14 protein-coding genes and 2 riboswitches are annotated in these 13,574 nt (G+C 37.1%); of the genes, 4 read left to right on the top strand and 10 right to left on the bottom strand.

Going from position 1 to position 13,574, the window contains the following annotated elements; genetic code table 11:
- Positions 1-529: 529 nt before the first annotated feature.
- Both ACIQVU_RS14450 and ACIQVU_RS14445 read right to left on the bottom strand, forming a co-directional pair.
- Positions 530-1,861 carry an NCS2 family permease gene (locus tag ACIQVU_RS14450; RefSeq protein ID WP_340807777.1) on the bottom strand — a complete coding sequence of 444 codons (1,332 nt, stop codon included), beginning with the start codon at positions 1,859-1,861 and terminating at the stop codon, positions 530-532.
- Between the two features lie 98 nt (positions 1,862-1,959).
- Positions 1,960-2,060: riboswitch (purine riboswitch) on the bottom strand.
- 176 nt (positions 2,061-2,236) lie between these two features.
- Complete coding sequence (locus tag ACIQVU_RS14445; protein ID WP_402896119.1) at positions 2,237-3,184, bottom strand: DUF1963 domain-containing protein; 948 nt, start codon at positions 3,182-3,184, stop codon at positions 2,237-2,239.
- Between the two features lie 158 nt (positions 3,185-3,342).
- Here ACIQVU_RS14445 and ACIQVU_RS14440 point away from each other — a divergent pair, with 158 nt between their 5' ends.
- Both ACIQVU_RS14440 and ACIQVU_RS14435 read left to right on the top strand, forming a co-directional pair.
- Positions 3,343-3,594 carry a hypothetical protein gene (locus ACIQVU_RS14440; protein ID WP_340807779.1) on the top strand — a complete coding sequence of 84 codons (252 nt, stop codon included), beginning with the start codon at positions 3,343-3,345 and terminating at the stop codon, positions 3,592-3,594.
- Positions 3,595-3,599: 5 nt separating this feature from the next.
- Positions 3,600-3,959: a hypothetical protein gene (locus ACIQVU_RS14435; RefSeq protein ID WP_340807781.1), complete on the top strand. Its 360-nt coding sequence runs from the start codon at positions 3,600-3,602 to the stop codon at positions 3,957-3,959.
- Positions 3,960-4,002: 43 nt separating this feature from the next.
- Here ACIQVU_RS14435 and ACIQVU_RS14430 read toward each other — a convergent pair whose 3' ends face one another.
- Positions 4,003-4,410, bottom strand: a complete 408-nt coding sequence (locus ACIQVU_RS14430) for an SMI1/KNR4 family protein (RefSeq protein ID WP_402896117.1) — start codon at positions 4,408-4,410, stop codon at positions 4,003-4,005.
- A gap of 113 nt (positions 4,411-4,523) precedes the next feature.
- Here ACIQVU_RS14430 and ACIQVU_RS14425 point away from each other — a divergent pair, with 113 nt between their 5' ends.
- Both ACIQVU_RS14425 and ACIQVU_RS14420 read left to right on the top strand, forming a co-directional pair.
- Positions 4,524-5,015, top strand: coding sequence for an RNA polymerase sigma factor (locus ACIQVU_RS14425; RefSeq protein ID WP_402896108.1), 492 nt, complete (start codon positions 4,524-4,526; stop codon positions 5,013-5,015).
- Positions 5,005-5,634: an anti-sigma factor family protein gene (locus tag ACIQVU_RS14420; RefSeq protein WP_340807785.1), complete on the top strand. Its 630-nt coding sequence runs from the start codon at positions 5,005-5,007 to the stop codon at positions 5,632-5,634. Before ACIQVU_RS14425 ends, ACIQVU_RS14420 begins: the two co-directional genes overlap by 11 nt.
- A 46-nt stretch (positions 5,635-5,680) precedes the next feature.
- On the opposite strand, the gene ACIQVU_RS14415 is transcribed toward ACIQVU_RS14420, so the two are convergent.
- From ACIQVU_RS14415 to ACIQVU_RS14385, 7 genes are all read right to left on the bottom strand, one after another.
- Entirely contained in the window at positions 5,681-6,349 is a 669-nt protein-coding gene (locus tag ACIQVU_RS14415) for an MOSC domain-containing protein (RefSeq protein WP_340807786.1), read from the bottom strand.
- 318 nt (positions 6,350-6,667) lie between these two features.
- Positions 6,668-6,910 (bottom strand): tyrosine-type recombinase/integrase, encoded by a 243-nt coding sequence (locus tag ACIQVU_RS14410; protein ID WP_402896105.1) that lies wholly within the window; start codon positions 6,908-6,910, stop codon positions 6,668-6,670.
- 114 nt (positions 6,911-7,024) lie between these two features.
- Positions 7,025-7,198 (bottom strand): hypothetical protein, encoded by a 174-nt coding sequence (locus ACIQVU_RS14405; RefSeq protein WP_340807788.1) that lies wholly within the window; start codon positions 7,196-7,198, stop codon positions 7,025-7,027.
- A gap of 165 nt (positions 7,199-7,363) precedes the next feature.
- Positions 7,364-8,917 carry a glutamine-hydrolyzing GMP synthase gene (gene guaA / locus ACIQVU_RS14400; protein WP_340807790.1) on the bottom strand — a complete coding sequence of 518 codons (1,554 nt, stop codon included), beginning with the start codon at positions 8,915-8,917 and terminating at the stop codon, positions 7,364-7,366.
- 211 nt (positions 8,918-9,128) lie between these two features.
- Positions 9,129-9,230: riboswitch (purine riboswitch) on the bottom strand.
- Between the two features lie 32 nt (positions 9,231-9,262).
- Positions 9,263-11,443, bottom strand: a complete 2,181-nt coding sequence (locus ACIQVU_RS14395; protein ID WP_340807791.1) for a DUF4129 domain-containing transglutaminase family protein — start codon at positions 11,441-11,443, stop codon at positions 9,263-9,265.
- Positions 11,440-12,621: a DUF58 domain-containing protein gene (locus ACIQVU_RS14390; protein ID WP_340807792.1), complete on the bottom strand. Its 1,182-nt coding sequence runs from the start codon at positions 12,619-12,621 to the stop codon at positions 11,440-11,442. Before ACIQVU_RS14390 ends, ACIQVU_RS14395 begins: the two co-directional genes overlap by 4 nt.
- Complete coding sequence (locus ACIQVU_RS14385; RefSeq protein WP_402896102.1) at positions 12,618-13,562, bottom strand: AAA family ATPase; 945 nt, start codon at positions 13,560-13,562, stop codon at positions 12,618-12,620. Before ACIQVU_RS14385 ends, ACIQVU_RS14390 begins: the two co-directional genes overlap by 4 nt.
- Positions 13,563-13,574 lie beyond the last annotated feature (12 nt).

Here is a 13,574-nt window from a genome sequence, read left to right as displayed (position 1 = left end):
GCGTTCGTCCTGAGCCAGGATCAAACTCTCCATAAAAAGAAATTTGATTTGCTCAAATTGTTTTGCTGGCATCTCATCTTCATTCGATGTCCAAAATTATTTCGTTCACTTACTAAAGTAAGCTACTAAAATTTATTGATTACGTTTTGCTTGTTCAGTTTTCAAGGTTCATAGTGCTATTTTCTTTAGCGATTGTTTTAAATTATAAAATAGTCATTTTAGTTTGTCAATAACTTTTCATTCTTTTTTTGTGTGTTTCGCAACAACGTTTATTACTATACACCTATCACACTATAAAGTGCAAGCATTTATTGAAAGAAAAAATATTCAGATTTTAATTCTAGCTATAAAAATGAATTTCTTCCTATTAAATGTCGCAATAAATATTCTGTTTATCAAACTAAATCAATTCTTGCTACTAAAATCTTCAATCTATCTACTTTCATCCAGCTTCCGATACGACTATGTTAAATCCTCAAAAAAGCTATTCAAACGATTGCTCACTTGAATAGCTTTTATATACTACGATTTAATGTGTTGCTGTTGCAAGATATAATAAGAAAATTAAACCAAATACATACATGATTGGATGAACATCTTTTGCACGGCCTTTAACAACCATTGTTAATGGGTAAAATACAAAACCGATTGCGACACCAGTTGCGATTGAAAATGTTAATGGCATCATTAGCATCGTGAAGAATGCGGGTACAGCCACCTCAAATTTCTCCCAATCAATTTTACCTAGTGAGGCAACCATTAATACACCTACAACAATTAATGCTGGAGCTGTTACTGCTGATGTAACGACACTTAATAACGGTAAAAAGAATAAAGATAATAAGAACAATATACCTGTTACAATTGAAGCAAAGCCTGTACGAGCTCCAGCTGCTACACCTGATGAAGACTCCACAAATGAAGTAATTGTTGATGTACCAAAAATAGAACCTACGATTGTTGCAATTGAATCGGAAATCAATGCTCTCCCTGCACGCGGTAATTTATTATCTTTTACAAAGCCTGCTTGGTTCGCTACAGCCATTAATGTACCTGCGTTATCAAAGAAATCAACAAATAAGAACGTTAAAATAACTGATAGCATTGATAGCGTGTAAAATTCTGCATCACCAAATGCCGAGAATAGTGCGCCAAATGTTGGCTCAATTGAAGGTGGTACGGCAAAAACCTTCTCTGGTAAATCAACTAAACCAAAAATCATACCTGCTATTGCCGTGATTGCCATCCCTAAAAATACACCAGCTTTTACACCACGAACTAAGAAAATAACTGTAATAATAATACCGAAAATTGCTAATAACACTTCTGGGTCTGTTAAATTACCAACCCCTACAAATGTTGCTGGATTTGCGATAACAATACCTGCATTTTTTAAACCAATAAATGCGATAAATAAACCAATACCCGCACCAACAGCTAATTTTAACTCCATTGGAATAGCGTTAATTAATTTTTCACGTAATCCTGTTAACGTTAAGATGAGGAAAAACACACCTGATACAAAAACTGCAGCTAACGCATGTTGCCATGGGCTACCATTCGTTAAAACAACCGTATAAGCGAAAAATGCATTTAAACCAAGCCCTGGGGCTAACGCTAATGGATATTTCGCCAATATTCCCATAATAAACGAACCGATTGCTGCTGCAACTGCTGTCGCTACGAATACAGCCCCATAGTTCATGCGAAGTGCCTCTGGTAAATCTGCAACATTTGCCAGCGTTAATGTTAATGGGTTAACGACAAGGATATAAGCCATTGCTAAAAATGTTGTGAATCCCCCAAGAATCTCTCTTCGATAATTCGTTCCAAGTTTATCAAACTCGAAATACTTTTTCATTGTGAATTGTTCCTCCGTGTAATCGTCTATAGAAAAGCAATAAAAAAAGACATGCCCCCAATTGACATGCCTACGACTAAAGTATTATGTATAGTACAATACAAATTCACTTACATCGTAGTCAAATCATTTACGGTGATTTGGTAGAAACTTGCGAGCCTATTCCCGCTACTATACGACGACTTTATTTAATTTACATTCAATAATATATCACCTCATTTTTTACTTTTCAACTCATTTCCGAACATTTTTTTATTTTAACAACACAAAGTTCGTAAAAAATCATTTTTATCCAAAGAAAAACGCCACCTCTTCAGTAGCATTTTTAAATCTCCATCCATTATTTAGTACAACTTTCTCACTACATCTTACCCTTTAACTTGTTGCTAAATTCAAATACGTATTATCAAAGCGAGCTTCCTTTAAATCTTTAAAATGAATTAAAAACTCCAAATAGCCAGCATCCCACCAGCACATATTTACTTCATCTAACGATGATAAAGAAAATAGCACTTGCCACTTTTTCGCAGCCTGCTTATGCTGCTCTTCTTGTGCCTTATATTGCTTTAAAAGAGGTAATACCTTCTTTTCAAGATGATTCGCATATTGTATACGACCATCTATTATGGCGTCCTCCATATCTTGTAGCACGCGTTCAGGTGTTTTATACGTATTAAATAGTAGCTCTTCCATGTTATTTCGGCATAAATAAGCATCGAGCTGTGTATCTCCAGCCCATGTTTGCAGGTTTCCGCCAAGCGTATCACTAACGTCACATACTTCCATATACACATCCTCATGCTCCTCTAACAGCACATCTAAATCCTCTCCCAAATCAGGCAATGATAAATGCGGCTGCCATGTTATACGGTGTGCAATAAAATCACGCTCATCTGCATTCACTTCTTCTATTCCTTCAGGTATATTTGCTAAAGCAAGCTCTGTTAAATCTCCATTATAATAAATAACCTGATGATCGATATGATAAGCTGGCTCATCTATACCTAAAAAGAAATATAGCATCCCCGTTGTTGGCCAATGCTCTGAAGGTAAAAATGGCAATTCACTTAGATTAATTTGTGTAAGAAAAGTATAGGCCTCCCCATCTTCAGTACATGGCCACTCAATAGATGATGGTAAATCAGGACGTCCAGCTATACGGCTATTGCCAATCTGCTGATAATTTTCCTTCTCTGTAATGGTAAACTGTAGGGAAACTTGAGCATGCTCCATTAATAATGATGCCAGTTCCTTCTCCCCTACCAATCCGAACTTCTTCAATATATCTACAATCGCTTGTTTACGCCAGCCTTCTCGCATCATTACCACTCCTTTTCATCCTGTAAAAACCCGATTGGTGAACCTTCAATCAGTGGAGATCAGGAAAATACCACTGATTGAAGGTTCACTTTATGTTAACGCTTTTTATATAATTTCAGTTTAACATATATGCTAAAATCAAATGAAAGGAGGCGTGGACAATGAAAGAAATTGCAGAATGTTTCAATCTACTATTTGAGGATATACAGGAAATTGCCTACGAATCATTGCCACCTATGTATGATGATACAGGGCAATGTTTTTTCAAAGGTACAGCTTATTTTGTTGCCTATACAGTATATGGTGCGAGAATTGAAATTGCCGAACAGGAGAGCCGCTTTCTTCAAATCAAGGAGCTATTCAACATTGATCTGCCTTTACATGAAAATAAAACGCTTTATGTAAGGAGTTGAACTGTATGAGTATCGTACAAATTAAAATCGACCACGATAAAAATATCGTAAAATATATTACCCTTATTCGAAAATTTAACCGTGAACTGTCGATTAACACTATTAAAAGTAATATTGAAAACAAATATTATATTATCAGTCATAATTTGTATGCCTATGATGTTGTAGATGATTTGCTTGGAATTGACCATACCGCCCGCTTTAGACAGCTCTTAACAGACTTAATGGCTGAAGGTGCAAACCTGCATATATATTGTGATGAAGAACAATGTACATTAGAATATTTAGATAACAGAATAACAGTCATGCATGAAATTGAAAAAGAGATGCAATTGGAAATGGATAGGGCTTTAGCGGAAGAATAAAAGGCTATAGAGTAATATTGCTTATCTATAGCCTTTCCATCAACTATTCATTTTGCCAAGGGTTGCCTTGATCACTATTCAGCCATGAAAGAAAATGATCTGTTATATCACTTGCCTCTGGAACGCCATAGCTATCACTGACTAATTGAAAGTTAGCTGCACCCTGCTCAGCCTTCATTAAAAGATGATAGCCACCATTGTCATTCCCAATCGAAACATAGCCAGGGGCATAATCTTGCACTTCATATGTTTTATTCATCTCGATTAACCCCTCTGTTGAATACAATGTTGCTAAATTGCCAAGCATACCATTTGATACACATAAAAACTCCTTATATACGCTTGGTAGCACAATCTGCAACTCTTGTTCAACCTGTTGAATATCCTCAGTTGTTGCTGGCTCATATAGCTCCAAAACCCATTCCCTACACTGAAAATCTGCCCTATCCATCAATTTCCACAAGTTCTCCTCACCATATCTATTCACCTCTTACTTAAAAATAAAAAAACTTGTAACGAAATGCAAACTTTTATGACTTATCATTATAGAGGGTGGTGAAGAACGTGGAATTTAATGAAATATATCAAGAATACGGAACGCTTGTTTATCGGTTTTTAATGAGCTTGACGCAGCATGAACAATTAGCCGAGGAGCTGACTCAGGAAACCTTTTATCAGGCAATCAAGTCTGCGGATAAATTTAAAGGCAATTCAAAAGTGTCCACTTGGCTTTGTCAAATCGCCAAGCATTTATGGTTTCAAGAATTAGCAAAGAGAAAGCGTCAAGAGGGACAAAGCGAATTACTTGATGACCATGATGATCCTTCACCTACGCCTGACCAAATTTTATTTTCCTCTGAGAATAAGGTTGAGTTATTCCGTCTTATTCACAAGCTAAGCGAAACAAACAAAGAGGTTATGCTATTGAGAATAAATGGAGATTTTTCTTTCAAAGAAATTGGCGAGGTCTTTGGCAAATCAGAAAATTGGGCACGTGTCACCTTCTATCGAGCTAAACAGAAAATTATAGAGAGGATGAGTACCTATGAATCATGATATTATCAAAGATTTGATTCCAAGCTATATCGATGGGATGACAAGTGAAGAAAGTAATCGTTTAATTGAGGAACATGTAGCGAATTGCCCTGCCTGCAAAAAATATCTGGAGGATATGAAAAAAACATTAGCTATTAATACTGTAGAAGAAACAAAAAAAGTAGATATTCTCAAAAAGGTAAAAAAATCGAACCGAAAAAAAGTAATTTATAGCATCCTATCAACACTCGGTATTATAACCCTTATACTGGGTGGTCTATATTGGTATTATGGGCGTATGTGGACTACTTCGTCAGATGATATAACGCAATCCATTCAACAGATTGATAGTACTGTGGAGATCACTTATACACCTAAAAAGAAAAATCAAGTGCTGCTGTACACTGATATTTCTTCTCAAAATCAGCTTACTTATATTATCTATGCAACGAGAAAAACACCCTTTGATCCCCCACTTCCAGAAAAGCTAACATTTTCAATAGAATTTTTAGACGCTGATACAATCTATCTACCAGATGGACAAACCCAGCATATTATGGATGATGATGTAATCGAAATCCAATTCGCTGATAAAATGGAGCGAATTAATTTAAAGGAACTTTATAACCAAACATACTAAAAACCAAAGGGGATGCCTGACACATCCCCCTTTGTACACAATTCTTCTACTTCACTGTACGACTTTGTAGCACTTGGATTCTTTTTGCTAATTTCTGCTTCCATTCATCTGCAAGTGCTTCAACCTCTAAAATACGCTGCATTGCGTCTGCATTTTTATTTTGAAAATACACTTCATTGCAATGCAAGACCGAAATACGAGCAGGGTCTTGTTCAAGGAGCTCAATTGGTGAATCTGCATAAATTGTCCCTTCCTCTAACACACGTGCAAGGAAGCCCGTATAGCCTGTTTCAATTAAACGCTTCATCAAGGTACTTGCCTCGGTATATTTATCAATGGTGCTACATGGCACACGTCCCTGTGTAATTTGAATAACTGTATCACCAATTTTATAAATATCGCCAATACAAACATTCGCTTCTGTCATATTTGTGACAGTTAAGTTCTCACCAAACGCCGCTACTGGCAATGGTTTCCCAAGCTCCTGCTCCCACTGTAGGTAATGCTCTACTGGGTATAAACAAACAGCACGATCAGGGCCACCATGATGCTTTTTATCTGCAACATCATCTCCCTTAAAGCCTTGAGCGGCTAAATAAACTTCAGGTACAGCTTGCTTTTTAATGCCTGTTATTACTGAGCGCCCATTGCCGTAATGTAGCTCCTGCGGCATACCAACAGCAAGCGTATGAATTGTTGCTTGATTTTTTTCCATATGTATCCCCCTCATATAAGCCTTGTAGCTTGCATTTAGTTTACTATATTTCGCACTTGGCGAGCCATTTTTTATACAATAAATCATGCTATACTGTGAAAAAATATGGTACTCATCATAAGTAAATTTGCATACAATTATCACCATATCATTAAATTAAACGAGCTTAAATCCTATAATTTTATATATTATAAACAGGAGGGGTTCACAGTGAAATATGTTATATCTATTATTTCTTGAAATACACCATAATGATGAGCTTTATTTAGCGATACTAAATAAACAGCTTTCTTTATTTTTAGGAAAAATAAACGAACCCTATATTCTTTGCGGCTTATCGCTGGGATGCTTATTAGTAACACCTTGTACTTTAATATCGCACAGTTCACTAACACGAATGCCTGTATCGAATAAAATGATTAGAATCAACTTGTCACGGACGTTTGAATACGTATACTCCTTTACATCACGTAAAATCCGTTTCACTTCTTCGTCATTAAAAGTATGCATGACTTTGCGTTCCTCTTTTAAGTTCTTAATCCTCCTCATTGGATTGTCCATTTCATCAAGAAACTCCTCTGCTACTAGATCATTAAAAAACACCCTTAGCGTGGCTATACTCCCGTTAATTGTAATTGCCTTCTCTTTACCTAACTCCTGACAAAAACGAATGTATCACTTAATATGAATAGTTTTAACACCTTCAATTTCAGTGATGTTAAACTGTTCTTCCATGTAGTCTTTCCAGCGGTTTAAACGATAGCTACAAAGTGCAATATATTCTTTCTTCCGTTCCTGAACCTGTTGACTCAATTCAAAATCATCTATCTGTTCCGTAATTTTTACCAATAAAAAAACTCCCCTCTATTTTAGTCGCTGAAACTAAATAGAAGAGAGTTTAAATTTACATATAAATAGTTGTACGTTAGCAGTGATTTCACTAACTAAGAACACACGATAAACATTGATACATCAACATTTAAAGCGTATCAACAACCTTGTATTTCACAAGGTCTATTCCCACTCAATCGTTGCAGGGGGCTTAGATGTAATATCGTACAGCACACGGTTGACGTGTTTTACTTCGTTGACTAGGCGTACAGAGATTTTTTCTAGTACATCCCAAGGAATACGTGCCCAGTCAGAAGTCATGCCGTCGATAGATGTTACGGCACGGATACCGATTGCATAGTCATACGTACGAGCATCGCCCATTACGCCTACTGAACGGATATCAGGTAATACCGTGAAGTATTGCCAAATGTCGCGATCAAGACCAGCCTTAGCGATTTCCTCACGTAAAATATAGTCTGATTCGCGTACAATTTCTAGCTTTTCTTCTGTTACCTCACCAAGCACACGGATACCTAATCCTGGACCTGGGAATGGTTGACGCCAAACGATTTTCTCGTCAAGACCAAGCTCTAAGCCTAACGCACGAACTTCATCTTTGAATAATGTTTTTAGTGGCTCGATTAACTGGAATTGCATATCTTCTGGCAGACCACCAACATTATGGTGTGATTTAATTGTTTGTGCAGTCGATGTACCAGACTCAATAATATCTGTGTACAGTGTACCTTGTGCTAAGAAATCCATGCCTTCAAGCTTCGCTGCTTCTTCATCGAACACATAAATAAATTCATTACCAATGATTTTACGCTTTTGCTCTGGGTCAGATACGCCAGCAAGTTTGTCCATAAAACGTTTACGAGCATCGATTTTGATTAAATTCATATCAAAGTCCTCTGTGAATGTTTTCATAACTTGCTCTACTTCGCCTTTACGGTTTAAGTTATGGTCAACAAACATACATGTTAGTTGGTCACCAATTGCTTTATGGATTAATACGGCTACAACTGATGAGTCTACACCACCAGAAAGGGCGCATAATACTTTTTTATCGCCCACTGTTTCACGGATTTTCGCGATTTCAAGCTCAATAAAGTTTGCCATTGACCAATCGCCTTTTGCTTCACAGATGTCGAATACGAATTGACGTAATAAGTCATTACCATAAACAGAGTGACGTACTTCTGGATGGAACTGTACGGCATATAGTTTACGCTCTACGTTTGCCATTGCAGCAATCGAACAAGATGCACTAGTTGCGATAACTTCAAATCCGGCTGGGACTTCTGTTACATGGTCACCATGACTCATCCAAACAATTTGTTCAGTTGGTAGCTCACCAAATAATTTATTGGAAGTTGTTACTTGAATTTCAGCTTTACCGTATTCACGCGTTTCAGCACCTTCAACTTTCCCGCCATTTGTATGTGCCATTAATTGCATACCATAGCAAATACCTAAAATTGGTAAATCTAGTTCAAAGATAGCTGGATCAATATGGAAAGCATTTTCATCATAAACAGAGTTTGGACCACCTGAAAAAATAATACCAACTGCATTCATTTCTTTAATTTCTTCTGCTGTTACTGTATGTGGATGCAGTTCACTGAAAACACCAAATTCACGGATACGACGCGTAATTAATTGGTTAAATTGGCTACCAAAGTCCAGTACAACGATTTTTTCTTGCTCTTTTAATAAAGGGCTAGCTGACAAGATTTCCACCTCTTCTACTATTTTTAAAGGATATGTTCATCTGTTCAAAGAAAAACGCGAAGAAAGTACACAACTCTCTACGCGCTCATAAGTTCATAATTATTATAAAGGTGAATGCGCAGCAAAGATATATCTGTTTAAGATACACTCCTTGCAATGAAGATGGTGGTATTTTGATCTAGAACTTTAGGCAAAGAGCCTCTTTTCACCTAAACAAAACATCCACCCTCATAGAGAAATCATTTATGGTGATTTCGTAGAAACATCCGAACCCTATTATCGAACTTATATGAAAGCAATCCTTGCATTTTATTTTTTTCATTTTACTCTTTGTTTCAGTTAAAATCAACTGATTGTGCGATTGATTAAATATTCCCAACTTTCTTTCAGCTCTACAAAATCAACCTTTTGTGCCTCATTTCCGTAAACATGTTGTTCATATACAGCTGTAAGCTTTTGCATTTCATCTGTTTCTAATGCAGTATCCACCCTTTCTGCAAATGCACGTAATGTTTCTCCATCTTTTCTGCGTAAATCAATGCGAGCTAGCTGCTTTAATAAAACATGATAAGAAGAGTCAAACGTAGACCAATCCGCTGCCTTTTTACGGTATGCACGTACATGCATTTTCGGAATCCATTTTTTGCGCTGGAAGAATAACGTAACGGCTGCGACAACTAGTAAAATCATTAGCCCAATCCATACATATGTTAGCTTTTTCAGCCATGTCCATACAGCATTGAAGCTAAACGTTGAACGATTTTGTGCTTGCTGAGCCTCCTGCTGTTGCTGTGGCTGCTCTCGTTGTTGTTCAGGCTCAATAATCTCATCCTGTTCAGGTGTATCTAATTGTAAATCATAATCAATATTCACATTTCCCGTGAAGCCGATTGTAGGCTCAAATTCCATCCAGCCTGCTCCAGGTACATATGCCTCTACCCATGAATGGGCATTGTCATTTGTCACCTGATATTCACGCATACCATCTGACATTGGTCCTGCTTGCCCTGATGCAAAGCCCTTCACCCAGCGAGCTGGTATACCTACTGAACGCAAAAGCACAACCATAGAAGTTGAGAAATTATCACAATACCCTACTTTTGTGTCAAATAAAAATTGATCGACATAATCCTGATCTTCAGCAGGAATGGCTGCTTCTGTTTTATCATATCTAAAGCCACTTGTTTTAAAATAATTTTCTACAGCCTTAATTTGATCGTATACAGTAGGTTCATCTTGTACAATATCAATCGCCAAATCTCTTACGCGTATTGGCAGTCTATCTGGCAATTGTAAAAAACGATCAAAAGATGTATCCAATGTTTCAAGTGTAGAAGGATAGGATAATTGAAGCTGCTCCATACTATAGACAGGCTCACTATAGGATAATGAATAATTTGCTAGTGTTGTTGATTCACCGCTATCCTGCTTAATCATCATTTTTTCGGTCTGCTCATTCTGAATAAATAAAGCAAAATCTTGAGCTGACACACTAATTAAACCATATGTTTGAATTACAAACGGCATTGGTACAGCCATTTCTAGCTGAGCCTGACGCTCATCCTCAGACAATCCTACTTGTAAAGATGTTCTAATTGGCATGCCTGACTCGTATGCTACTTCATTCGCGTCTTCTTCTGACACAATCCAGCCCTTTGTTGTATACGTATCCTTTGTTTCAATACGCCAATAATGCCGATCACGAGAAGTAGCAGTGAAAACTAATGTATCATCTCCCTGAAACGGTCCGCCTAACTGACTATCATCCTCACCATAGCCAACCTTTTTTTGACCTATACCACTTCCATCTTGACCTGTAACGCTTTTGATAAATGGTACTGGGTCTGCCCAAGTCGGCCCTGTTTTTGGTAAAAAGAATGCCACTGTACTTACAAGCAGAACAGATACAAGCATTGGAATAATAACCTTCCATTTGTCCACAATATTATTTGTTGCATCCGCCTGTAGCCATAACCGTTTCACAAATAGCATACCTGTCATCATTAAGCCCAATACAACAACCTTTACAATAGCCCCTTTGCCATCGTAATCACTAAACGTATCTAATGTGGCAATAAAGAATACCGTCATTGCGAAAAAATAAAATATATTTTTTTTCACTGAAACCCAATGATGAATTAAATAAATTAACATCCAAATAAGAACAAGGAACAACACAGTTCTAAAGGCATCTGATACTTGTCCAAAATCACCCGATAAAATGGTTGTCATATTCCATTTCCATTCAGCGAGTAAAAACGGTAGTGTCTTGCTTGATAATACAGGGCTATCATTATAAATATAAGCGATAAACCAAGTAATATAGCCAAGCTTCACTAATCCTGATAATAGTGGATGCACACGCAATAAGCTTAGCGCTAACGATAAACCAATAAAGACAAGGAAAAATTGAAATCCTCCAGTATTCGTTAGTTGCATAATTGGAACAAGCCATTCACGCAAAATAAAAAATATAATAATATAAGCAACAGCTAATTCTAAAAATTCCGCTACAGATTGTTTCACGGCTTCATCACCTCCGTGAATAGATGATAAAAGTCTGCTGGGTTTACATAAATAATTGTCATATGTTTATAACGCGTCATAAGCTCTGATTGTACAGGTGGCTCTTTTGCCACTACAAAGCAAATACAGCTTTTCACTATATTTGCAAGAGTATGTAGTAATTCATCTGATACATCGCTTGTTACATAAAACAATGTGGCAACTTGCTTAAAGGCTTGTTGGTCATGGAAACGAAATTTTACATGCTCTGTAGGTTTAATGGCTGCTAAATGATGCATAACCTGCTCTAACTGCTTATGTCCTTGAATAACGGGAAAGACTTTTGTTGTTTTTCCTGCTGCAATAAAGGATATATCTCCACGCTCTTGTACAATCATTTGTAGCATGGATGCGGCTAGCTCAATTTTTTCTTCAAACAGCGGTGAGCTTTTGGCATCAAGCACAAGCATTAGCTCAGAAGATTGCCGATCCTCAAACTCTTTTGATTGCAAGGTTTGCGTTTTTGCAAAGGACTTCCAATGTATCCATGAGAAACGATCACCTGGTACATACTCACGTAAGCCGACAGCCATTGATGTATCCTTCACAATCGAATAAGGTGATAGCATTGTACCAACATCATATTTTGTTTGAAGGGGAGCATATTTCATCTCTCGTATTCTTGGATAAACTAAAATTGTTTGTTCCTTTTCTGCAATGATAAGCTTTTTAGCCCAGCCAAAAAAGTCATAGAAAATAATTGTAACACCTAAATAGCGATGCTCGCCGCGGGGCATATTATCCAATTCATAATGCCAGCTAAATCTTTTTCGAAAGCCAACAAATTTCACCGCATTTACACTTTGCTTTTTAGCTTGTACAAGCCCTTCGCTATCTACTTGTTCCTCCATCATCATATAAGCAAAAGGGAAGCGTGTTTTTCTTTCTACCGTAATCATCACTTTTGCTGATTGTCCTCGCTCCACATGTGCAGGTTCAATTTTTCGCTCTACTAGTAAAATATGTTCCTTCACAATAAAAAACAATAGCGCATACACTAAAAATGGACTTACTGTAAAAAATACAAACCAGCTAACAAATCCACCTTGAAACATAGCATAGGAGAACGTTAATACCATTAATAACAGAACTAATAGGAAATGTTTTGTTTTATCAAGGAACACTTTCCATTGCTTCATTGTTCTGCAAACCTTTTTGTTGGTACTGGCGTTTGAGTAATAATACGCTCAAGAATTTCATCTGCTGTTACATTATCATAACGTGCATCTGGCTTTAACACTAAGCGATGGCTAAAGACAAATGGCACGAGGTATTGAACATCATCAGGTGTTACATAGCTGCGCCCTTTCAAAAATGCATAAGCTTGAGATGCTTTCATTAGTGCCAGTGTTGCCCTTGGACTTACCCCTAAATGGATATAATTATTTTCCCTTGTCTGGTTTGCAAGCTCCACCATATAGTTTTTAACTGAATCTTCCACATAAACACCTTGTACAAGGTCCTGTAATTCATTTAATTGAGCAACAGATAGCACAGCCTTAATATTTTCAATAGGCTTACTATTTTCAGCTCTACGCAAAATTTCTACTTCTTGCCCTCTAGTTGGATAGCCCATCTTTATTTTCAGCAAAAACCGATCAAGCTGTGCTTCTGGCAATGGATATGTCCCTTCATGTTCAATCGGATTTTGTGTAGCCATTACAAAAAATGGCTGATGTATTGCAAGAGTATTCCCATCAATCGTCACAGAGGACTCTTCCATAGCCTCCAGTAATGCGGACTGTGTTTTAGGAGAGGTACGATTAATTTCATCCGCTAATACAACGTCACCCATAATCGGACCTGGGCGAAATTCAAATTCCATTGTTTTTGGATTGTAAATCGAAATACCTACAACATCAGATGGCAATAAATCTGGTGTAAATTGAATACGTTTAAATTGAGCATCAAAAGATTTTGCAAGGGAGCGTACCATCATTGTTTTTCCAACACCAGGTACATCCTCTAGTAGCACATGCCCTCTTGCTAACAAAGCAACAATGCTAAGCTCAGCTACCTCTCTTTTGCCAATAATCACTTTTTCAATATTTTCCAAAACAGCTTTTAACTGTGAATTCATAAGTCAAAATAA

The organism is Lysinibacillus sp. NPDC098008 (assembly GCF_044760715.1).
In the GTDB taxonomy this organism is placed as follows: domain Bacteria; phylum Bacillota; class Bacilli; order Bacillales_A; family Planococcaceae; genus Lysinibacillus.
The sequence above is the reverse complement of the archived record's forward strand: the minus strand, read 5'-3'. Positions and strand labels throughout refer to the sequence as shown.